This is a genomic window from Cupriavidus oxalaticus, assembly GCF_038900635.1.
GTDB lineage: Bacteria > Pseudomonadota > Gammaproteobacteria > Burkholderiales > Burkholderiaceae > Cupriavidus > Cupriavidus oxalaticus_B.
The window spans coordinates 846,426-867,313 of record NZ_JAYMRX010000001.1 but is presented as its reverse complement, the minus strand read 5'-3'; the positions used below and the strand labels follow the sequence as shown (position 1 = coordinate 867,313).

The window sequence follows — 20,888 nt, the reverse complement described above, 5'->3', positions numbered from 1 at the left end:
GCCCCTCTCCCGCAAGCGGGAGAGGGGAGACAACCACACGGCCGTGATCCGGCCCCGTGTGCCAGTCAGCCCAGCATCCGGTCGACCAGTTCGACCCAGTGCATCACCGGCGTATCGGTACCGCTTTGCAGGTGCGTGATGCAGCCGATATTGGCTGACACGATGGCTTCGGGCTGCGTGGCCTGCAGTTTGCCGAGCTTGTCGTCGCGCAGGCGGTAGGCCAGTTCCGGCTGCAGCACCGAATACGTGCCCGCCGAGCCGCAGCACAGGTGGCTGTCAGCGCAGAGTTTGACCTCCACGCCGAGGCCGGTCAAGAGCGCTTCCACCTTGCCGCGGATCTGCTGGCCATGCTGCAGCGTGCAGGGCGGGTGGTAAGCCACGCGCCGCCTGTCGCGCGGCACCGCGCCGGCCAGGGCATGCAGATCGTCGGCAAAGTCCGGCAGGATCTCGGACAGGTCGCGGGTCAATGCGGAAACGCGTCGCGCGCGCTCTGCGTATTTCGGATCGTTGCGCAGCAGATGCCCGTAATCCTTGACCATCGCGCCGCAGCCGGAGGCCGTCATCACGATGGCCTCGGCGCCGGCTTCGATATGCGGCCACCACGCATCGATATTGCGGCGCATATTGTCGAGTCCGCCGTCGTGGTCGCCGGTGTGGAAACGGATTGCGCCACAGCAGCCCGCCTCGCGCGCCACCACCAGTTGTACGCCGACACGGTCGAGCACGCGCGCGGTCGCGGCATTGATGTTGGGCGACATCGCCGGCTGCACGCAACCGTCGAGCAACAACATCTTGCGTGCGTGGACATTGCGCGGCCAGGTGCCCGGCTCGGCGGCTTGCGACAGCGCCGGCACCTTGCTGCGCAGCGCGCCCGGCAGGATCGGCCGCACCATCTGGCCGAGCCGCAGCGCGGTGCCGAACAGCTTCGGTCGCGTCAGCCCCTCGCGCAGCGCCCAACGCGCAATGCGCTGGCCGGCGGGGCGCTGGATGCCTTCGGCTTCGAGCTTGTCGTCGACCACCTTGCGGCCGATGTCGACCAGGCGCCCGTAGCGCACGCCCGACGGGCAGGTCGACTCGCAGTTGCGGCACGTCAGGCAGCGGTCCAGGTGCAGGCGCGTGCTTTCGGTGATGGCATTGCCTTCCAGCACCTGCTTCATCAGGTAGATGCGCCCGCGCGGCCCGTCGAGCTCATCGCCGAGCAGCTGATACGTCGGGCAGGTGGCGGTGCAGAAGCCGCAATGCACGCATTTGCCGACGATGGATTTGGCTTCCTCGCCTTCGGGCGTGCCGCGGAGAAAATCGGCCAGGGTCGTTTGCATGGTGTGGGGGAGGTCTTTGCCTGGGCGTTGGAACGCTTGGGTGGTTTGGATCAGAGTCCGGGATACATGCGCCGCGGATTGAAGATGCCGGCGGGATCGAACGTCGCTTTCAGGCGGCGGTGGATTGCCGCCAGCGGCGAGGCCAGCGGCGTGAACACGCCCACCGACTTGTCGCCGTTGCGGAACAGCGTGGCATGGCCGCCGGCGGCCTGGGCCACGGCGCGCACGCTTTCGGCATCGGTTTTGGTGGCGCCATCGGCGGGCAGCCACCAGCGCTGGCCGCCGCCCCATTCCACCAGTTGCTGGCCAGGCAGGTCCAGCGGCGCGGCGACCGGCGGCACCGCCAGGCGCCACAGCGCGCGGCCCGCGTGCGCCGGGCTGAAGAAGGCGTGGGTCTGCTCGCGCAGCGATTGCCACAGCGCGGTGGCCACGGCGGCATCGACACGCTCGCCACCCAGTCGTGCGCAGGCGGCATGCACCGCCGCGGTGGCGCCTGCCAGGCGCACGTGCAGCACACCGTCATGCCAGGCTGACGCGGCCAGCGGCAGCGGCTGGCCGCCCCACTGGTTCAGCTGCCTGATCGCATCGGCCTGCGTTAGCTCGAAGCGCAGCGTGGCTTCGTCGAACGGCGCGGGCAGCACCTTGAGCGAAACTTCCAGCACCAGCCCAAGCGTGCCCAGCGACCCCGCCAGCAGCCGCGACACATCGTAGCCGGCCACGTTTTTCATCACCTGGCCGCCGAAGTTCATCACCTCGCCATTGCCGTCCATCAGCTGCGCGCCCAGCACGAAATCGCGCAGCGCGCCTGCTGACTGCCGGCGCGGGCCCGACAAGCCGGCGGCCACCGCGCCGCCCAGCGTGGCCGCGCTGGCCTGGCCTGGCAGCGCGAAATGGGGCGGCTCGAAGGCCAGCACCTGGCGCTTGTCGGCCAGTGCGGCTTCGATTTCCGCCAGCGGCGTGCCGCAGCGCGCGGTGATCACCAGCTCCGCCGGGTCATAGTCGACGATGCCGGCATAGGCGCGCGTGTCCAGCACTTGGCCCTCAGGTGCCTGGCCGTAGAAGTCCTTGCTGCCGCCACCGCGCAACCGCAGCGGCGTGCGGGTTTCGGTGGCTTGCCTGACGGCGTCGCGGAAGGCGTCGAGGGTGGCTTGCATATGCGTGGGTGGTGAAGAGGATATTGTTTCTGGCGGCTCAGGATCCGGGCTTGCCGTCGCGGCCGCCGGGAACTTCAGGCCTGTCGTTCTGGTAATCCGGCAGCGCGCTGCCGCAGTGCTTGCAGTACATCGCGTCGGGCTCATGGCCCTCGGTCAGGCAATGGGTGCAGGTGCGCGTGGTCAGCGGCTTCTTCAGGATGCTCGCGGCCAGCTCGGCGCCGACGATGCCGGTGGGGAAGGCGATGATGCCGTAGCCCAGCAGGATCGTCAGCGAGGTGATGAACTGGCCCAGCGCCGTCTTCGGCACCATGTCGCCGAAGCCGGTGGTGGTCAGCGTCACGACCGCCCAGTACATGCTTACCGGGATGCTGTGGAAGCCGTGCTCCGGCCCTTCCACCACATACATCACCGTGCCGAGGATCACGGTAATGATGAACACCGTGCCCAGGAACACGAAGATCTTGCGCCGGCTGTTGACCAGCGCCCGGTACAGGATCTCGGCTTCCTCGAAGTACACGGTCAGCTTGAGGATCCGGAACACGCGCAGCAGCCGCAGCAGCCGCACGTCGATCAGGAAGTGCAGCCCCGGCACGAAGAACGCCAGCCACGTCGGCATGATCGAGATAAAGTCGATGACGCCGTAGAAGCTGAAGACATAGCGCCACGGCCGGCGCACCACCAGGATGCGCATCGCGTATTCGGCCGTGAAGAACAGCGTGAAGGTCCACTCCAGCACCGTGAACAGCAGCCCAAGCCGGCTGTGCACCGCGGCCATGCTGTCGAGCATCACCACCATCACGCTGGCGACGATGGCGATCAGCAGCGAGACGTCGAAGAGCCGTCCTTCGCGCGTGTCGGCCTCGAAGATGATGGTGTACCAGCGCTGGCGCCAGCCGGTTTCGGGCCGGCCCAGGCGCTGGCGAGCCACTGCTTCCTGCTGCTGGCGTCGGCGTTCGTTGGCCATGGCGCGGGCTTCAGAAGCGCGGCAGGTCCGGATGCGGCAGCAGTCCTTTCCTGACGTGCATCTTGCCGTATTCCGCGCAGCGCGCCAGCGTGGGGATGGCCTTGTCGGGGTTCAGCAGGCGGGCCGGATCGAAGGCCGCCTTGACGCCGAAGAACGCCTCGCGCTCGCTGGGCGAGAACTGCACGCACATCGAATTGAGCTTCTCCACGCCCACGCCATGCTCGCCGGTGACGGTGCCGCCCAGCTCGACGCACGCTTCCAGAATGTCGGCGCCGAACAGCTCGGCACGGTGCCATTCGTCCTGGTCCGAGCCATCGAACAGGATCAGCGGATGCATGTTGCCGTCGCCGGCATGGAACACGTTGATGCAGCGCAGGCTGTACTTGCGTTCCATCTCTTCGATGCGGCGCAGCAGCGTACCGATATGCTTGCGCGGGATGGTGCCGTCCATGCAGTAATAGTCCGGCGAAATGCGGCCCGCGGCGGGGAAGGCGTTCTTGCGCCCGCTCCAGAAGCGCAGGCGCTCGGCCTCGTTCTGCGAGACCACGATGCGGGTGCAGCCGGACGCCTTCAGCACCGCGCTCATGCGTTCGATCTCTTCGGCCACTTCCTCGGGCGTGCCATCGGATTCGCACAGCAGGATGGCGGCGGCATCGAGGTCATAGCCGGCGTGCACGAATTCTTCCACCGCGGCGGTGGCGGGCTTGTCCATCATCTCCAGCCCGGCCGGGATGATGCCGGCGGCGATCACATCGGCAACCGCATTGCCGCCTTTCTCGACGTCGTCGAAGCACGCCATGATGACTTGCGCCAGCTGCGGCTTGGGGATCAGGCGCACGGTCACCTCGGTGACCACGGCCAGCATGCCTTCGGAGCCGATCAGCACGGCCAGCAGGTCCAGGCCGGGCGAGTCGGGCGCATCCGAGCCGAACACCACCACCTCGCCTTCCATGGTCACGGCGCGCACGCGCAGCACGTTGTGCACGGTCAGGCCGTACTTCAGGCAATGCACGCCGCCGGAGTTCTCGCTGACATTGCCGCCGATGGTGCAGGCGATCTGCGACGAGGGATCGGGCGCGTAATAGAGGTTGTGGGGCGCGGCGGCATCGGAGATGGCCAGGTTGCGCACGCCCGGCTGGACCACCGCGGTGCGCGAATACGGGTCGACCGACAGGATGCGCTTGAACTTGGCCAGCGACAGCACCAGGCCTTCGGCGATCGGCATGGCGCCGCCGGACAGGCTGGTGCCGGCGCCGCGCGGCACCACCGGCACGCCCAGCTTGTGGCACAGGCGCAGGATTGCGCAGACCTGCTCCTCGGTGTCGGGCAGGGCCACGGCCATCGGCACCTGGCGGTACGCGGCGAGGCCGTCGCACTCGTAGGGCACGGTGTCCTCTGGCCTGGACAGCAGCGCGGCATCCGGCAGGATCTGCGCCAGGCCGGCGAGCAGCGCATTGCGACGGCCTTCGGCGGTGGCCTGCGCGCCTGCGGTGCCGTCGGTGGCGAGGGTGCGGGCTTCGTGCGGGGCATTCATGGCGACTCCTGGACTCTGGTCGGGCCGGGCGGGCGGCCCGCCGTGGGGACGGCTGACTATAGCGCAGGCCTCATGCCGCGGGCATCACCAGGCACGTGAATTCCGCATGGCAAGCCGATCAAAAATGCTCATCATGGCCAGGCGGGCACCGGCCCCGTTTTCAGCGTAGCACTGGCCGGCGGGTGCTGGGGGAGTGCAGGAAAGGCGGCGCCCCCGCGTCAGTGTGCCGGGGCCGGCAGCCGCAGCACCATGTCGAGCTTGTCGTAGAAGTGCGGCGCGACATACAGCGCTTCGGGCTCCAGGCCGAAACGCTCGAAGCCGAGCGACTCGTACAGCCGCACCGCGCCCGCGCTGCCGGCATTGACGCACAGGAGCACCTGGCGCACGCCTTCCATGGCGGCGGCTTGCTCCAGCGCGCGCTCCATCAGCGCGCGGCCGAGCTTCTTGTCGCGCCAGCCCGGCGCCACATACATGCCGAAGATCGATGCCTTGTGCCAGTGCTTGCGACGCGGCTCGCGCATGATGCCGACCACGCCGGCGAGCGCGGTGCCCTCGAAGGCGCCGAACACGGCCTTGTCGGCACTCGGCGCCAGGCGTTGCGCCACCGCCTCGGGCGCCAGGTCCTGTTCTTCTTCCAGGCTGGCGGCAAAGGCTTCCGGCGCCTCGGCCAGGCCCTGCAGGCGCAGCGCGTGGAAGGCTTCGGCATCGGCGGGGGTCAGCAGCCGGATCTCCATATGGGCGGTCTCCTACCAGTCCAGGCTCAGCAGCCAGTCGACAAAATAGCGCGCCTCGGGCTTCAGCGGCGCCTGTTCGCGCTCGACGATGTAATAGCCGTGCGGCGATACCGATTCGATATCGAGCAGCCGCACCATCTGCCCCAGCGACAGCCAGTGCCGCGCCATGCGCTGGCGCACCAGCGCCACGCCCTGGTTGGACGCGATTGCTTCCAGCATCAGTCCGATGTCGTTGAACTGCGGCCCGGTCTGCGGCTCGGGCCAGTCCAGCCCGGCGGTCTCGAACCACGGCTTCCACGGTTCCAGCGGGCTGCGCAGCAGCACCAGGCCGTGCAGGTGTTCGGGTTTGGTGATGGCGCGGCCGTTGACGCGTTCGTAGTATTCGCGCCCGCATGCCGGGAACACTGGCTCGACCAGCAGCCTGGTGGTCTTCAGATCGGGATAGCGGCCGGTGCCGTAGCGGATCTCGACATCGGTGTCCTCGGCCTTGACGTCGAGGAACGGGATCGCCAGGTGCAGTTCCAGGTCGATATGCGGGTACAGCGCGCCGAACTCGGGCAGCCGCGGCACCAGGTGCTGGCGCCCGAAGGTCGGCGGGATCGCCACGCGCAGCCGCGTGCGCAGCTTGTTGTACTCGGGCCGCGCCAGCTCGTTCAGCGACTTGAGCGCGTCCTGCACGTTGCGCAGGTAGCGCGTGCCGGCAGCGGTCAGCCGCAGCGCGGCGTTGGCGCGCACGAACAGGTCTTCGCCCCACAGCTCCTCGAGGTTCTTGATGCGGTGCGACACGGCGCTGGGCGTGACCGACAGCTCCTCGGCCGCGCGCGCGAAGCTGCCCAGGCGCGCCGCGGCCTCGAAGGCGATCAGCAGGTGCAGCGGCGGGACGCGGTTGAACATGGATGCCATGCCGGGCTGATTCAGTGCGCGCCGCCGCGCGTGGCACTGAAGATCTTGCCCGGGTTGAGGATATGGTTGGGATCGAGCGCGTCCTTGATCACGCGCATCAGGTCGAGCGCATCCTCGCCGTGCTCCTTCACCAGGAAGCGCTGCTTGTGCAGCCCCACGCCGTGTTCGCCGGTGCAGGTGCCGCCCATCGCCAGCGCGCGTTCGACGATGCGCTGGTTGATGGCCTCGGCTTCGGCCATTTCCTCCGGCTTGTCCGGGTCGACCAGGATCGCGACGTGGAAATTGCCGTCGCCGACGTGGCCGACGATCGGGCAGGGCAGCGCGGAGGCGTTCAGGTCCTTTTCGGTTTCGGTCACGCACTCGGCCAGGCGCGAGATCGGCACGCACACGTCGGTGGTGACCGACTTGCAGCCGGGCTTGAGCTGCAGCATCGCAAAGTAGGCGGTATGGCGCGCGTTCCACAGCCGGCTGCGGTCCTCGGGGCGCGTGGCCCACTCGAAGCCCTGGCCGCCGTGCTCGGCGGTGATCTGCTGCACGGTCTCGGCCTGCTCGCGCACGCCGGCCTCGGTGCCGTGGAATTCGAAGAACAGGTGCGGCGTCTCGGGCAGCGTCAGGTTGTCGTGGCGGTTGATGGCGCGGATCGCCAGCGCATCGACGAATTCAACGCGCGCCACCGGCACGCCCAGCTGGATCGTCTGGATCACGGCCTGCACCGCGCTACCCATGCTGGGGAAGGCGCACACCGCGGCCGAGATCGCCTCCGGCTGCGGGTAGACCCGCACCGTGACCTCCGTGATGATGCCGAGCGTGCCTTCGCTGCCGATGAAGAGGCGGGTCAGGTCATAGCCGGCCGACGACTTGCGCGCGTGCGTGCCGGTGCGGATCACGCGGCCGTCGGCGGTCACCACGGTCAGCGCCAGCACGTTCTCGCGCATGGTGCCGTAGCGCACCGCGTTGGTCCCGGAGGCGCGCGTGGCGCACATGCCGCCCAGCGACGCGTCCGCGCCAGGGTCGATCGGGAAAAACAGGCCGGTGTCCTTGATTTCCTGGTTCAGCTGCTTGCGCGTGACGCCGGGCTGCACGGTCACGGTCAGGTCCTCGGGCTGCACCGCCAGCACGCGGTTCATCTGCGACAGGTCGAGGCTGACCCCGCCGGCCACGGCCAGCAGGTGCCCTTCCAGCGACGAGCCGGCGCCGTAGGGAATCAGCGGCACGCCGTGGTGGTTGCACAGGCGCGCCACCTCGGCGACTTCGTCGGTGCTGTGGGCGAAAACGACCGCGTCCGGCGCGGCCGGCGGGAACGGCGATTCGTCGCGCCCATGATGCTCGCGCACGCCGGCCGAGGTGGTGAAGCGCTCGCCGAAGCGCGCCGCGAGGGCCTCGCTGAAAGCGGGCGGCAGGGGACGGCGGTCGAGCGCGGCGGACGGCGTGGGGTGGTTCATGCGGGTCTCCGGCGGGTCGGCGCGGCGGTGTTGCCGGCGGTGGCGTTCCGGTCTTGCGGTCCGGAAGGGAATGGCAGGCGGGGGCGCGACCCGGTTATCGAATGGACGAATAATGGCATTCTACGCCGCGCGGCGGCTCATCCACCCTTGGCCGGCGCCGGCTTGGCCGATAGCCGCACAAGCGGGACCCGCACCGAAGGAGGGAGTTGGCGGACCCTCGCCAGCATGGCGTATCCCTGCGCTCCGGCGCGATAATGCTCCATTTCCCCCAACACGCTTACCAGCCAAGAGGAGACCGGCATGGGCAACCGCCTGTCCAAGATTGCCACCCGCACCGGCGATGCCGGCACCACCGGCCTGGGCGACGGCACCCGCACCGGCAAGGACAGCCTGCGCATCGCCGCCATCGGCGACGTCGACGAACTGAACTGCCACGTCGGCGTGCTGCTGACCGAGACGCTTCCCGACGACGTGCGCGCCGCGCTGCTGCATATCCAGCACGACCTGTTCGACCTGGGCGGCGAGCTTTCCATCCCCGGCTACACCCTGCTCAAGTCCGAGCAGGTGGCGCAGCTCGACACCTGGCTGGCCGACTACAACGCCAACCTGCCGCGGCTGGCCGAATTCATCCTGCCCGGCGGCAGCCGCGCCGCGGCCCAGGCCCATGTGTGCCGCACCGTATGCCGGCGCGCCGAGCGCGCGCTGGTGGCGCTGGGCGCGGCCGAGCCGCTGAACGAGGCCCCGCGCCAGTACCTGAACCGGCTGTCGGACCTGATGTTCGTGCTGGCGCGGGTGCTGAACCGGGCCGGCGGCGGCTCGGATGTGCTGTGGCAGCGCGACCGGCAAGTCAGCTAAGGCGCAGAAAAGTTATTTAAGCCGCATTTATGGTTGCGGGGTATGGCATTTTTGGCTCAAGCCCCGGCCGCCAATGCCGTTGAGGAAACGCAGAATCCGAGAAATTTACTCGGATTTGCCGTTTCTGCCCTTGAAAAGACCCCGGACGGCCACATTTCGGCCTCAGGTTGAATTGCAGCCGCGCGGATAGCGAAGGCTCAAGAGGAGAGAATAATGGGTAAGATCATCGGTATCGACCTCGGTACCACCAATAGCTGCGTCGCGATCATGGAGGGCAACACCCCCAAGGTCATCGAAAACTCGGAAGGCGCACGCACCACCCCGTCGATCATCGCCTACATGGAAGACGGCGAAATCCTGGTCGGCGCGCCGGCCAAGCGCCAGGCCGTCACCAACCCGCGTAACACGCTGTACGCGGTCAAGCGCCTGATCGGCCGCAAGTTCGAAGAGAAGGAAGTCCAGAAGGACATCGGCCTGATGCCGTACTCCATCGTCAAGGCCGACAACGGCGACGCATGGGTGTCGGTGCGCGACCAGAAGCTGGCGCCGCCGCAGGTTTCCGCCGAAGTGCTGCGCAAGATGAAGAAGACGGCCGAGGACTACCTCGGCGAGCCGGTGACCGAAGCCGTGATCACCGTGCCGGCGTACTTCAACGACTCGCAGCGCCAGGCGACCAAGGATGCCGGCCGCATCGCCGGCCTGGACGTCAAGCGCATCATCAACGAGCCGACCGCGGCCGCGCTGGCCTTCGGCCTGGACAAGAACGAGAAGGGCGACCGCAAGATCGCCGTGTATGACCTCGGCGGCGGTACCTTCGACATCTCGATCATCGAGATCGCGGACGTTGACGGCGAGAAGCAGTTCGAAGTGCTGTCGACCAACGGCGATACCTTCCTGGGCGGCGAAGACTTCGACCAGCGCATCATCGACTACATCATCGGCGAGTTCAAGAAGGACCAGGGCGTCGACCTGTCCAAGGACGTGCTCGCGCTGCAGCGCCTGAAGGAAGCCGCTGAAAAGGCCAAGATCGAACTGTCGAGCTCGCAGCAGACCGAGATCAACCTGCCGTACATCACGGCCGATGCCTCGGGTCCGAAGCACCTGAACCTGAAGATCACCCGCGCCAAGCTGGAATCCCTGGTCGAAGAGCTGATCACCCGCACCATCGAGCCGTGCCGCACCGCGATCAAGGACGCCGGCGTCAAGGTCAGCGACATCGACGACGTGATCCTGGTCGGCGGCATGACCCGCATGCCCAAGGTGCAGGAGCAGGTCAAGGAGTTCTTCGGCAAGGAAGCGCGCAAGGACGTGAACCCGGATGAAGCCGTGGCCGTCGGTGCCGCGATCCAGGGCTCGGTGCTGTCGGGCGACCGCAAGGACGTGCTGCTGCTGGACGTGACGCCGCTGTCGCTGGGTATCGAGACGCTTGGTGGCGTGATGACCAAGATGATCACCAAGAACACCACCATCCCGACCAAGCACGCGCAGGTGTTCTCGACCGCCGACGACAACCAGCCGGCGGTGACCATCAAGGTGTTCCAGGGCGAGCGTGAAATGGCCTCGGGCAACAAGCTGCTGGGCGAGTTCAACCTGGAAGGCATTCCGCCCGCAGCGCGCGGCACGCCGCAGATCGAAGTCTCGTTCGACATCGACGCCAACGGCATCCTGCACGTGGGCGCCAAGGACAAGGCGACCGGCAAGGAAAACCGGATCACCATCAAGGCGAACTCGGGCCTGTCGGAAGACGAGATCCAGCGCATGGTCAAGGACGCCGAGGCCAACGCCGAGGAAGACAAGAAGGCCCGCGAGCTGGCTGACGCCCGCAACCAGGCCGACGCGCTGATCCACTCGACCAAGAAGGCAGTCACCGAATACGGCGACAAGCTGGAAGCCGGTGAGAAGGAAAAGATCGAAGCCGCGATCAAGGAACTGGAAGACGCCGCCCGCGGCGGCGACAAGTCCGAGATCGATGCCAAGGTCAATGCGCTGTCGGAAGTCAGCCAGAAGCTGGGCGAGAAGGTCTACGCCGACATGCAGGCCAAGGCCGGCGAGCAGGGCGCAGCGGGTGCGGCAGGTGCCGGCGCGCAGCAGCAGGCCCAGCCGCAGGACGACAACGTTGTGGACGCCGAATTCAAGGAAGTCAACGACAAGAAGTAATCGGGACACGCGGGCGGCGGTGCAGGCACTGGCCGGCACCGCTCCCGCCCCGACGCCGGGCGCGGCCATCGGACCCAGCGGGAAACCGCCGTCGGATGCCTCGCTCGGCTTTTTTGCTATTCGCCGGTACGGTGCCGCATGCGCCTGCCGGCCAAAGGGTAATGAGCCACCATGGCAAAACGTGACTACTACGAAGTGCTCGGGGTAGGCAAGAACGCGAGCGACGACGAAATCAAGAAGGCTTATCGCAAGCTCGCGATGAAGTACCACCCGGACCGCAATCCGGAGGGCAAGGACGGCAAGGTCGCCGAGGAAAAATTCAAGGAGGTCAAAGAGGCCTACGAGATGCTTTCCGACGCGGATAAGAAGGCGGCCTATGACCAGTACGGCCACGCCGGCGTCGACCCCAACATGGCCGGCGGCTTCGGCGGCGCACAGGGCTACGGCGGTTTCGCCGAGGCCTTCGGCGACATCTTTGGCGACATCTTCGGCCAGCAGCAGGCCGGTCGCCGCGGCGGCGGCGGCCCGCAGGCCTATCGCGGCGCCGACCTGCGCTACAGCATGGAGATCAGCCTGGAGCAGGCCGCGCACGGCCACGAGGCGCAGATCCGCGTGCCGCACTGGGACGACTGCGACCACTGCCACGGCAAGGGCGCGGAGCCGGGCTCCAGCGTCGAGACCTGCCCGACCTGCCACGGCGCCGGCCAGGTGCGCGTGTCGCAGGGCTTCTTCACCATGCAGCAGACCTGCCCGAAGTGCCACGGCAGCGGCAAGTTCATTCCCAAGCCGTGCACCAAGTGCCACGGCCAGGGCAAGCTGAAGTCGCAAAAGACGCTGGAAGTGAAGATCCCGGCGGGCATCGACGAAGGCATGCGCATCCGCTCGTCGGGCAACGGCGAGCCGGGTATCAACGGCGGGCCGCCGGGCGACCTGTACGTGGAAGTCCACATCAAGCAGCACGCGGTGTTCGAGCGCGACGGCGACGACCTGCACTGCCAGATGCCGATCTCCTTTGCCACCGCGGCACTGGGCGGCGACCTGGAAGTGCCGACGCTGAACGGCAAGGCCACCTTCCCGGTGCCCGAGGCGACGCAATCGGGCAAGACCTTCCGGCTGCGCGGCAAGGGCATCAAGGGCGTGCGTTCGGGCTATCCGGGCGATCTCTACGTGCATGTGAACGTGGAGACGCCGGTCAAGCTGACCGAGGCCCAAAAGGAGTTGCTGCGCCAGTTCGACCGGTCGGTGCACGAGGGCGGTTCGCGGCATAGCCCGCAGGAGCAATCCTGGCTGGACAAGGTGAAGAGTTTCTTCAGCTGATCCGGCTTGGGCGGTATGAGACCGGCCACGTGAGAGCGTGGCCGGTTTTGTTTTTGTGCGACGATCGCGACGCACGCACGTGGTTTTCTCCCCTCTCCCGCGCGCGGGAGAGGGGAGCACGCCCTCAGCGAAAGGAGAGGTGTTCGTCCTTCTCGATGACGCCACCGCCACCGCGTCGCAAGCCGCATCGCGCCTATACACCGGCTTCCTCGGCGAAGACGTGCTGCCCGCCGGCAGCGATATCGCCCGGCTCGACGCAATGCTAGCCGAAGGCTGGCGCCAGGGCTGGCACGCCACGCTGTTCGCCCCTTACGAGTTTGGCGGCGCGCTGGTCGATGCCCCGGTCCACACCGGCGCGACCATGCCGTGCCACGACGGCGCGCTGCGCCTGCTCTGGTTCCGCGAGCTGCGCCGCCTCGACGGCGCGGCCGTGGCTGACTGGCTTCAGGCCAACGCCGGGCCAGCGCCGGCCGGCCTGATGGACGTCGTCTCCGACACCCCGCGCGCAGCCTTCGACGACGCCATCGCCCGCATCCACCAGTGGATTGAGGCCGGCGACACCTACCAGGTCAACTACACGCAGCGCCTGCGCTGCCACGCCTTCGGCGATCCGGTAGCGCTGTACGCCGCGCTGCGCGTCGCGCAGCCGGTGCCCTACGGTGCGCTGGCGCGGCTGCCTGGCGACGGCTGGGTGCTGTCGCTGTCGCCGGAGCTGTTCGTGCGCCACGACGGCGGCGGCCACCTGCTGACGCGCCCGATGAAGGGCACCGCGCCGCGTTCGGGCGATGCGCAGCGCGACGCGCAGGCCGCGGCCGCGCTCGCCGCCGATGCCAAGAACCGCGCCGAGAACGTGATGATCGTCGACCTGCTGCGCAACGACCTGGGCCGCATCGCGCAGCCGGGCAGCGTGGCCGTGCCCGAGCGCTTTACCGTGCAGCCGTTCGGCGCGGTCCTGCAGATGACCTCGACCGTCACCGCCACGGCGCGTCCCGATACCGGCTTCGGCGCGCTGATGGCGGCGCTGTTCCCGTGCGGCTCGATCACCGGCGCGCCCAAGCGGCGCACCATGGAGATCATCGCCGAGCTGGAAGGCACGCCGCGCGGCCTGTACACCGGCGCGATCGGCTGGATCGATGCCCCGCAAGCCGGCGCCACCATGGGCCCGTTCGCGCTGTCCGTGGCAATCCGCACCCTGGTGCTGGCGCAGCCGGCGGCGAGCGGGCTGCGAGCCGGCGAAATGGGCGTTGGCGGCGGCATCGTCCACGACAGCGTAGCCGCCGAGGAATTCGCGGAATGCGGCTGGAAGGCGCGCTTCCTGACGCGGCTCGATCCCGGCTTCACGCTGTTCGAGACCATGCGCGTGCAGGACGGCGGATGCCTGCAGGCGGACCGCCACCTGGCGCGCCTTGCGGCCTCGGCGCGCGCGTTCGGGTTTGCCTTCGATGCCGAAGCGGCACGGGCGGCGGTGGCTGCGCAGGCCGCGCAGCTTGGCGCCGGTACCTGGCGACTGCGCCTGGCGCTGGACAAGGGGGGCACGCTGTCCTTCTCCAGTGGCGCGGTGGTGCCGTTGCAAGGGCCGGTCACGGTCGACCTGGCGCCCGAACCGTTGCCCGACGCCGATCCGCTGCGCCGCCACAAGACCAGCGCCCGCGCGGTCTACGACGCCGGCTGGCAGGCCGCCGAGCGTGTCGGCGGCTTCGACCGCCTGTTCTTCAATACCCGCGACGAATTGCTGGAAGGCGGGCGCAGCTCGGTCTTCGTCCGCATCGATGGCCGCTGGCTGACGCCGCCGCTGTCGGCCGACATCCTGCCTGGGGTGATGCGCGCGGTCGTGCTGGAGCAAGGCGGCGCGGTACTCGGCGCGCCTGGTGAAACGGTGGCGGAGGGCGTCATCACCCGCGCCATGCTGGCGCGAGCCGACGCGGTCGTGGTAGTCAATGCACTGCGCGGCGCAATACCGGCAACGCTTATCTGAGCGCTAGGGGTGGTGCGTGTCCAGCACGCCGTCGCCCAGCTTCCAGCGCACCACGCCCGGCAGGTTGATCAGCTCGCGGTCGTGGCACACCATGATCACGGTGCGACCTTCGGTAGCCAGGTCGCGGACCAACGCGATCACCTGTTCGCGTGCATGCCCGTCGAGGCTGGAGGTGGGTTCGTCCAGCAGCAGCAATTCCGGCTCCAGTACCTTGGCGCGCGCCAGCGCCACGCGCTGGATCTCGCCGCCCGACAGGTATTCGGGCGCGGTGTCCTGCAGGTGCGACACGCCGGCCCAGCCAAGGGCCTCGCCCACGCGCCGCGCGATCTCGTCGTGGAGCATGCGGCGCGCATGCAGGCCGTAGGCGATGTTCGCGCGCACCGAGGTGCGGAACAGGTAGGGATGCTGGTGCAGATAGGCAATGCGCTGGCGCACCGCTAGCGGCAGCGGATCGAGTGGCGCGCTGTGGGGCTGGCCGTTGGCATCGGTCCATTGCACGGTGGCGCCGGGCGCGCGTTCCAGTCCGGCCAGCATGCGCAGCATTGTGGTCTTGCCGGCGCCGTTCATGCCGGTCAGCACGATCGCGGTGGCGCGCGGGATCACCAGCGCGTCGATGGCAAACAGCCGGCGCAGGCCGATGGTGCGGGCCAGCCCGCGCACGGTCAGCAGGGCCGATGCCGGTGGTTGGGATGCGGCTGTCATCGCCGGAACCCCCCCGCGCCCTGCAGCCACGCCATGCCGATATTGACCAGCAGCGCCAGCGCCACCAGCACGATGCCCAGCGCAATGCCCTGCGCGAATTCTCCCTTGCTGGTTTCCAGCGCGATCGCGGTGGTGATGGTGCGGGTCGAGCCTTCGATATTGCCGCCGATCATCAGCGCGGAGCCGACCTCGGCGATCACCCGCCCGAAGCCTGCCACCACCGCCGCCATCAGCCCGAAGCGCAGCTCGCGCAGCACCGTGAGGAAGGTGCGCCAGCGTCCGGCGCCCAGCACCCACGCGGTTTCGCGCAGGCGCACATCGGCACCCTGCAGCGTCGACAATGCGAACGCCAGCACCACCGGGAAGCCGATCACCGCCTGTCCCAGCACCATGCCAGACGGCGTGAACAGCAGGTGCAGGCTGCCCAGCGGCCCCTGGCGCGTCAGCAAGAGATAAAGGATCAGCCCGACCAGCACAGTCGGGAAGGAGAGAAAGGCCTGCGCTACCACCACCACCGCGCGCCGCCCGGGGAACTGCCGCGTGGCGATCAGCCAGGCGGCGGCGATGGCGGGCACGGTGGCGATCGCGAGCCCCAGCACCGCGATGGCCAGCGAGGTCCAGACGATGAACCACAGCCCCGCGTCGCCGCTGCCGAGGAGGCGGAATGCGGCGGCGGTGGCGGCAGCGATCTCCACCGGGTCAGGCGGAGAAGGTGTGCTCGGGGGCGGGGAAGCTGCCGTCCTTGACCGCGGCCACGTAGGCGCGCACGGCGCCTTCGATCGAGGTCTGGCCTTCCATGAAGTTGCGCACGAACTTGGCCTTGCGGCCGGGGTAGACGTTGATCATGTCCTGCAGCACCAGCACCTGGCCGGTGCAGTCGGCGCCGGCGCCGATGCCGATGGTCGGCACCTTCAGCAGCTGCGTGATCTCGCCGGCGAGCTTGGCCGGCACCGCTTCCATCAGCACCACCTGCGCGCCCGCTTCCTGCAGCGCCAGCGCATCGCGCTTGAGCTGTGCGGCGCCTGCGTCGGTCTTGCCCTGCACCTTGAAGCCGCCCAGCGCATGCACCGACTGCGGCGTCAGGCCGATATGCGCGCACACCGGGATGCTGCGCTCGACCAGGAACTTTACGATGGGCGAGAGCCAGTCGCCGCCTTCGAGCTTGACCATCTGCGCGCCGGCCTTCATCAGCGTGACGGCACTGGCGAACGCGGTTTCCGGCGTCGGGTACGTGCCGAACGGCAGGTCGGTCACCAGCAAGGCGGTCTGGTTGCCGCGCGCCACGCATTCGGTGTGGTAGGCCATGTGTTCCAGCGTCACCGGCAGCGTGGTCTGCTGGCCCTGCATCACATTGCCCAGCGAATCGCCGACCAGGATCATCTCGACGCCGCAGTAGTCGAGCAGCGCCGCGAAGCTGGAGTCGTAGGCGGTCAGCATGGCGATTTTCTCGCCGGCGTCGCGCATCGCCTGCAATTTGGGAATCGTGATGGTCTTGCGGGAGGGATCGAGGAGGTAACTCATGGCAGTGCCCGTGTATGACGGCGGTTTTTGCCGCTGGGACCATGCGCAGCAAATGCTGCTGGGCAACGGCTGCCGTCGTTATTGTGTTGTGGCTGGCAGGCGGGGCCTGTCAGGGCGCAGCGAGATTGAGAAAGGCCTTGCGGCCGCGCATGTTTTCAATGCGCGACAGTAGTGTACGGAAATCGTCATCGTTGTCCACCGGATTGAAGTGGGCGGTATCGACGACCAGAACCGGGGCCTCGTCGTAGCGGTGGAACAGTTCGCCGTAGGCGTCGGCCAGCCGCTGCAGGTAGTGTTCGTCGATGCCGGCCTCGCCCGGCTCGCCGCGGCGGACGATGCGCTCGCGCAGCAGCGACGGCGTGGCCTGCAGCACGATGACCAGGTCGACCCGCTGCGATGGCAGGCTGAAGCGCGCGGCAATGGCGTCGTACAGCGCCAGTTCGTCAGGCGCCAGCGTCAGTGCCGCGTGCAGGCGGTCCTTGGCCATCAGGAAATTGGTCACCATGCGCTGGCCGGCCAGCAGCGCGGCCTGCCATTGCTGCAACTGCACGGCGCGCTGGGTCAGGCACCACAGCTGCATCGCCAGCGCGTGGCGCGCGGGATCGCGGTAGAACGGTTCCAGGAAGGGACTGCGGCGCGCGCAGTCAGGCAGCTCGTGCGCCTGCAGCGTATGCGCGAGGCGCTGGGCCAGCGAGGTCTTGCCCGATCCGACGGGGCCTTCGACGACGATGCGGCGCAGGTGGTCGAGCATGGCGCTTTGCGCGGATGGCCCGGGTGGCCTCAGCCGGTACTGCCGGCCCCGCCCTCGGCCTGCAGGCGCAGGCACTTGCAGGTGGAGACTTTCTCGATGCGCTGGGACACCACGCCGGCCAGGAAGTCGGCGGCGCGGCCGCGCCCGGGGATCGACAGCTCGGCGTCAAGCTCCACCAGCGGCACCAGCGTGAAGGCGCGCTCGGTCACGCGCGGATGCGGCACGGTCAGGTGCTCGTCATCGTATTGTTCGTTGCCGAACACAAGGAGGTCCAGGTCGAGCGTGCGCGGCGCGTTGCGGAACGGGCGCTCGCGGCCGAACTGGTCCTCGATGTGGTGGCAGATGCGCAAGAGCTGCGGCGCGGTGAACGAGGTCTGCACCTTGACCACCGCGTTGTAGTAGTCGTCGCCGCCGGCATCGACCGGCGCGGTGCGATAGAGCGAGGAACGCGCCAGCACCGTGATGCCGACCTGCTGGGCCAGGCACACGATGGCGTCCTTGATGGCCTGGCGGGCATCGCCCAGATTGGCGCCGATGCCGATGAAGGCGAGAGTCATTTAGGTTTCCTCCGGCTGGCCGGGGCCGGCATGTGCCGCCTGGCCCGCGTCCGAGTCGCTCCGGGAAGAAACTTTATCCGATTTCCGCGGACTGCGTCGGCGGCGCTTCTTGCGCGCCGGGGCTTCGCCTTCCGCACCCTGGCCTCCGCCCTGGCCGCCACCTTGGCCGCCACCCTGGCCCCGCGCGCTGCGCACGGCGTCGATCAGGTCCTCGCGCTCATGCGGCTCGGCGTTCTGGAAATCCTGCCACCAGGCGGCCAGCTCTTCCGGCAGCTCGCCGGACTGGCAGCGCAGCTGCAGGAAATCGTAGCCGGCGCGGAAGCGCGGCGACTCCAGCAGGCGGAAGGGCATGCGGCCGACACGCTTCTCGAAGCGCGGCTGCATGCCCCAGATATCCCGCATGTCGGTGACGAAGCGGCGCTGGATCGCCAGCTGGCCGGTCTGCTTTTCCAGCACCGAATCCATGGCGCTGTTGAGCGCGGCGATGGCGTGCTCGCCTTCCTCGCGCAACTGGTTCCAGCGCTGCAGCACGTGGTGCCACAGCAGCGCGGCGAACAGGAAGCCCGGCGAAACCGGCTTGCCGGCCTGCACGCGGCGGTCGGTGTTGTCCAGCGCCAGCTGCACGAAGCGCTGCCCCATGGGCTGCTCCAGCGCCACGTCCAGCAGCGGCAGCAGGCCCTTGTGCAGGCCCGCCTTGCGCAGCTCCTGCAGCGAGGCCCAGGCGTGGCCGGACATCAACAGCTTGAGCATCTCGTCGAACAGGCGCGCGCTCGGCACGTTGTGGATCAGCTCTGCCAGGCCGGCGACCGGGTGGCGCGTGGCCTCGTCGATATCGAAGCCGGTCTTCGCGGCGAAGCGCACCACGCGCAGCATCCGCACCGGGTCTTCGCGGTAGCGCGTGGCCGGGTCGCCGATCATGCGCAGCGTGCGCGCGCGGATGTCTTCCATGCCGTGATGGTAGTCATGCACGGTCTGCGCGGCCGGGTCGTAGTACATCGCGTTGATGGTGAAGTCGCGGCGTTCCGCGTCTTCGGCCTGCGAGCCCCACACGTTGTCGCGCAGCACGCGGCCCGAGGCGTCGATCGCATGGGTCTTGCTGTCGAGCTCGGCACGCTTCAGGCGCCGGCCTTCGGGCAGGGTCTCGCTGGCGATGGCGTCGACCAGCGCGCGGAAGGTCGAGACTTCGATGATTTCCTGCTCGCGCCCGCCGTAGAAGGTTACGTGCACGATCTGGAAGCGGCGGCCGATGATGCGCGAGCGCCGGAACAGCGACTGCACCTGCTCGGGCGTGGCATTGGTCGCGACGTCGAAATCCTTGGGCTTGATGCCAAGCAGCAGGTCGCGTACGGCACCGCCGACGATATAGGCCTGGTAGCCGGCCTGCTGCAGCGTGGAAGTGACCTTGACGGCATTGCGCGACAGCAGCGTGGGGTCGATCTGGTGCTCGTCCACGTTGACGATGCGCGGCGTATGGGCGCGGCCGGTGCGGCGCTGCTTGGGGCCGGGCTTGCCCAGCAGCCGGGTAATGAGCTTCTTGATCACGTCAGAACAGATCCATGATGCGCCAGCCGGCCGCGGCGGCGTGGTGGCGCAGGCGATCGTCCGGATTGGTGGCGATCGGCTCGGAGACCTTTTCCAGCAGGGGCAGGTCGTTAGCCGAGTCGCTGTAGAAGGTGGTGGTCTCGAAGTTGTCCCAGGTCGCGCCCTGCGCCTTGAGCCAGGCTTCGACGCGGGTGATCTTGCCTTCGCGGAAGCTCGGCACGCCGAAGACATCGCCGGTGAACTGGCTTTCCGGCTTGCCGTCGACGGTGGCGGGCTCGGTCGCGATCAGGTGCTTGATACCGAAGGCGGCGGCGATCGGCGCCGTGACGAAGCTGTTGGTGGCGGTCACCACCGCACACAGGTCGCCGGCCTCGATGTGCTTGTAGACCAGCGCGCGCGCCTGCGGCGTGATCACCGGGTCGATCACCTCGCGCATGAACTGCAGGCGCATGGCGTCGAGCTTGTCGCGCGGATTGGCCGCCAGCGGCCCCAGCGCAAAGCGCAGGAACGCCTGGATGTCCAGCGTGCCCGCCTTGTAGTGGTTGTAGAACTCGTCGTTCTTCTGCCGGTAAATTTCCTCGTCGACGATGCCCAGGCGGACCAGGAAGCGGCCCCATTCGTGGTCGCTGTCGGTCGGGATCAGGGTGTGGTCGAGGTCAAAGAGTGCCAGATTCATGGGGCGCGATTTTACCTTAAGGCAGGATGGGGTAAGGGAGCGGGCGGGCCGGGGCCGTCGCCTAGTCCCGGAATTCAGCGAACATCTCGCGCAGCAGCGGCAGCGTGACCGGCCGCTTGCGTTCCAGCGAGTATGTATCCAGCGCGTCGAGCAGCGCCATCAGGCTGGGCATGTCGCGATAGTGGCGTGTCACCAGCCAGTGCGTGATCTCGGGCGACAGCTGCAGGCCTCGCTCGCGTGCCGCTTGCAGCACTGCAGCCTTCTTGTCGTCGTCGGACAGCGGCGCGACCTGGTACACCAGGCCCCAGCCCAGCCGGGTGCGCAGGTCTTCCCGCACCGGCATGGCGCGCGGGGCCAGGCCGCCGGCGACCACCAGCGCGGTGCGCACGTGGGCGCGCACCTCGTTGTACAGCGAAAACACCGCGATCTGGCGCGCTTCGTCCAGCAGCTCGACGTCGTCGACGGTGTAGAGCTGGCACCAAGGGTCGAACAGGAAGTCGGACAGCGGGTGGTGCGGGCTCAGGTAGCGCGAGCGGATGCCATGCTGTGGCGCGGCCTCGCAGACCGCGTGCAGCAGGTGGGTGCGGCCGCAGCCGACCTCGCCCCACAGATAGACCAGCCGGTCGGTGGCGCGCTCCTGCGCGACCGCGGCGGGCAGCTCCTGCAGGCGCTGGACCGGCTCGCGGTTGGCCGCCACCACGAAATTCTCGAAGGTCGAAGGCGGCGGACTGCCCAGCTCGAGCGACAGTTGCTTGTTGGGACGCGGGGACATGACGTATGACTAA

General features: G+C 68.2%; 19 protein-coding genes. 4 read left to right on the top strand and 15 right to left on the bottom strand.

Features of this window, described 5'->3' with window-relative positions:
- Positions 1-65: 65 nt before the first annotated feature.
- The 7 genes from glcF to VSR71_RS03990 all read right to left on the bottom strand — a co-directional run bounded on the left by glcF (position 66) and on the right by VSR71_RS03990 (position 8,050).
- Positions 66-1,319 carry a glycolate oxidase subunit GlcF gene (glcF, locus tag VSR71_RS04020; protein WP_342912608.1) on the bottom strand — a complete coding sequence of 418 codons (1,254 nt, stop codon included), beginning with the start codon at positions 1,317-1,319 and terminating at the stop codon, positions 66-68.
- Positions 1,320-1,369: 50 nt separating this feature from the next.
- On the bottom strand, positions 1,370-2,473 hold the full coding sequence (glcE, locus tag VSR71_RS04015; protein WP_342912607.1) for a glycolate oxidase subunit GlcE: 1,104 nt from the start codon (positions 2,471-2,473) through the stop codon (positions 1,370-1,372).
- Between the two features lie 37 nt (positions 2,474-2,510).
- On the bottom strand, positions 2,511-3,437 hold the full coding sequence (locus tag VSR71_RS04010) for an ion transporter (RefSeq protein ID WP_342912606.1): 927 nt from the start codon (positions 3,435-3,437) through the stop codon (positions 2,511-2,513).
- Between the two features lie 10 nt (positions 3,438-3,447).
- A complete protein-coding gene (locus VSR71_RS04005) occupies positions 3,448-4,971 on the bottom strand; it encodes an FAD-linked oxidase C-terminal domain-containing protein (protein WP_342912605.1) in 1,524 nt (507 codons plus the stop codon).
- 218 nt (positions 4,972-5,189) lie between these two features.
- Positions 5,190-5,705: a GNAT family N-acetyltransferase gene (locus VSR71_RS04000; RefSeq protein WP_342912604.1), complete on the bottom strand. Its 516-nt coding sequence runs from the start codon at positions 5,703-5,705 to the stop codon at positions 5,190-5,192.
- Positions 5,706-5,717: 12 nt separating this feature from the next.
- Complete coding sequence (locus tag VSR71_RS03995; RefSeq protein ID WP_342912603.1) at positions 5,718-6,608, bottom strand: LysR substrate-binding domain-containing protein; 891 nt, start codon at positions 6,606-6,608, stop codon at positions 5,718-5,720.
- An 11-nt stretch (positions 6,609-6,619) separates the two neighbouring features.
- A complete protein-coding gene (locus VSR71_RS03990) occupies positions 6,620-8,050 on the bottom strand; it encodes an FAD-binding oxidoreductase (protein ID WP_342912602.1) in 1,431 nt (476 codons plus the stop codon).
- A 300-nt stretch (positions 8,051-8,350) separates the two neighbouring features.
- Between VSR71_RS03990 and VSR71_RS03985 the strand changes: the two genes are divergently transcribed.
- From VSR71_RS03985 to pabB, 4 genes are all read left to right on the top strand, one after another.
- On the top strand, positions 8,351-8,905 hold the full coding sequence (locus VSR71_RS03985) for a cob(I)yrinic acid a,c-diamide adenosyltransferase (RefSeq protein WP_342912601.1): 555 nt from the start codon (positions 8,351-8,353) through the stop codon (positions 8,903-8,905).
- A 213-nt stretch (positions 8,906-9,118) separates the two neighbouring features.
- Positions 9,119-11,062: a molecular chaperone DnaK gene (gene dnaK, locus VSR71_RS03980; RefSeq protein ID WP_342912600.1), complete on the top strand. Its 1,944-nt coding sequence runs from the start codon at positions 9,119-9,121 to the stop codon at positions 11,060-11,062.
- A 171-nt stretch (positions 11,063-11,233) separates the two neighbouring features.
- Positions 11,234-12,379: a molecular chaperone DnaJ gene (gene dnaJ, locus VSR71_RS03975; protein WP_342912599.1), complete on the top strand. Its 1,146-nt coding sequence runs from the start codon at positions 11,234-11,236 to the stop codon at positions 12,377-12,379.
- Positions 12,380-12,638: 259 nt separating this feature from the next.
- Complete coding sequence (pabB, locus tag VSR71_RS03970; RefSeq protein ID WP_342912684.1) at positions 12,639-14,354, top strand: aminodeoxychorismate synthase component I; 1,716 nt, start codon at positions 12,639-12,641, stop codon at positions 14,352-14,354.
- Positions 14,355-14,357: 3 nt separating this feature from the next.
- Here pabB and VSR71_RS03965 read toward each other — a convergent pair whose 3' ends face one another.
- The 8 genes from VSR71_RS03965 to hda all read right to left on the bottom strand — a co-directional run bounded on the left by VSR71_RS03965 (position 14,358) and on the right by hda (position 20,875).
- Entirely contained in the window at positions 14,358-15,056 is a 699-nt protein-coding gene (locus tag VSR71_RS03965; protein WP_342912598.1) for an energy-coupling factor ABC transporter ATP-binding protein, read from the bottom strand.
- Entirely contained in the window at positions 15,053-15,751 is a 699-nt protein-coding gene (locus VSR71_RS03960; RefSeq protein ID WP_342912597.1) for an ABC transporter permease, read from the bottom strand. The genes VSR71_RS03965 and VSR71_RS03960 overlap by 4 nt, the downstream gene beginning before the upstream one ends.
- A gap of 4 nt (positions 15,752-15,755) precedes the next feature.
- A complete protein-coding gene (panB, locus tag VSR71_RS03955) occupies positions 15,756-16,577 on the bottom strand; it encodes a 3-methyl-2-oxobutanoate hydroxymethyltransferase (RefSeq protein ID WP_342912596.1) in 822 nt (273 codons plus the stop codon).
- A 109-nt stretch (positions 16,578-16,686) separates the two neighbouring features.
- A complete protein-coding gene (locus tag VSR71_RS03950; RefSeq protein ID WP_342912595.1) occupies positions 16,687-17,328 on the bottom strand; it encodes a deoxynucleoside kinase in 642 nt (213 codons plus the stop codon).
- Between the two features lie 29 nt (positions 17,329-17,357).
- Positions 17,358-17,885, bottom strand: coding sequence for a 2-amino-4-hydroxy-6-hydroxymethyldihydropteridine diphosphokinase (gene folK, locus VSR71_RS03945; RefSeq protein ID WP_342912594.1), 528 nt, complete (start codon positions 17,883-17,885; stop codon positions 17,358-17,360).
- Complete coding sequence (pcnB, locus tag VSR71_RS03940; protein WP_342912593.1) at positions 17,886-19,427, bottom strand: polynucleotide adenylyltransferase PcnB; 1,542 nt, start codon at positions 19,425-19,427, stop codon at positions 17,886-17,888. It lies immediately after the preceding gene.
- A gap of 1 nt (position 19,428) precedes the next feature.
- Complete coding sequence (locus tag VSR71_RS03935; RefSeq protein ID WP_342912592.1) at positions 19,429-20,103, bottom strand: HAD family hydrolase; 675 nt, start codon at positions 20,101-20,103, stop codon at positions 19,429-19,431.
- A gap of 61 nt (positions 20,104-20,164) precedes the next feature.
- Positions 20,165-20,875 (bottom strand): DnaA regulatory inactivator Hda, encoded by a 711-nt coding sequence (hda, locus tag VSR71_RS03930; RefSeq protein WP_133092253.1) that lies wholly within the window; start codon positions 20,873-20,875, stop codon positions 20,165-20,167.
- Positions 20,876-20,888 lie beyond the last annotated feature (13 nt).

What these genes read in the sequence shown, in the direction of transcription:
- hda (WP_133092253.1), bottom strand. Translation starts at nt 20,875, where the DNA reads ATGTCCCCGCGTCCCAACAAGCAACTGTCGCTCGAGCTGGGCAGTCCG.
- glcE (WP_342912607.1), bottom strand. Translation starts at nt 2,473, where the DNA reads ATGCAAGCCACCCTCGACGCCTTCCGCGACGCCGTCAGGCAAGCCACC.
- pabB (WP_342912684.1), top strand. Translation starts at nt 12,639, where the DNA reads ATGCTAGCCGAAGGCTGGCGCCAGGGCTGGCACGCCACGCTGTTCGCC.
- glcF (WP_342912608.1), bottom strand. Translation starts at nt 1,319, where the DNA reads ATGCAAACGACCCTGGCCGATTTTCTCCGCGGCACGCCCGAAGGCGAG.
- VSR71_RS03995 (WP_342912603.1), bottom strand. Translation starts at nt 6,608, where the DNA reads ATGGCATCCATGTTCAACCGCGTCCCGCCGCTGCACCTGCTGATCGCC.
- VSR71_RS04005 (WP_342912605.1), bottom strand. Translation starts at nt 4,971, where the DNA reads ATGAATGCCCCGCACGAAGCCCGCACCCTCGCCACCGACGGCACCGCA.
- VSR71_RS03965 (WP_342912598.1), bottom strand. Translation starts at nt 15,056, where the DNA reads ATGACAGCCGCATCCCAACCACCGGCATCGGCCCTGCTGACCGTGCGC.
- dnaJ (WP_342912599.1), top strand. Translation starts at nt 11,234, where the DNA reads ATGGCAAAACGTGACTACTACGAAGTGCTCGGGGTAGGCAAGAACGCG.
- VSR71_RS03935 (WP_342912592.1), bottom strand. Translation starts at nt 20,103, where the DNA reads ATGAATCTGGCACTCTTTGACCTCGACCACACCCTGATCCCGACCGAC.
- dnaK (WP_342912600.1), top strand. Translation starts at nt 9,119, where the DNA reads ATGGGTAAGATCATCGGTATCGACCTCGGTACCACCAATAGCTGCGTC.
- VSR71_RS04000 (WP_342912604.1), bottom strand. Translation starts at nt 5,705, where the DNA reads ATGGAGATCCGGCTGCTGACCCCCGCCGATGCCGAAGCCTTCCACGCG.
- VSR71_RS04010 (WP_342912606.1), bottom strand. Translation starts at nt 3,437, where the DNA reads ATGGCCAACGAACGCCGACGCCAGCAGCAGGAAGCAGTGGCTCGCCAG.
- folK (WP_342912594.1), bottom strand. Translation starts at nt 17,885, where the DNA reads ATGACTCTCGCCTTCATCGGCATCGGCGCCAATCTGGGCGATGCCCGC.
- VSR71_RS03950 (WP_342912595.1), bottom strand. Translation starts at nt 17,328, where the DNA reads ATGCTCGACCACCTGCGCCGCATCGTCGTCGAAGGCCCCGTCGGATCG.
- VSR71_RS03985 (WP_342912601.1), top strand. Translation starts at nt 8,351, where the DNA reads ATGGGCAACCGCCTGTCCAAGATTGCCACCCGCACCGGCGATGCCGGC.
- panB (WP_342912596.1), bottom strand. Translation starts at nt 16,577, where the DNA reads ATGAGTTACCTCCTCGATCCCTCCCGCAAGACCATCACGATTCCCAAA.
- VSR71_RS03990 (WP_342912602.1), bottom strand. Translation starts at nt 8,050, where the DNA reads ATGAACCACCCCACGCCGTCCGCCGCGCTCGACCGCCGTCCCCTGCCG.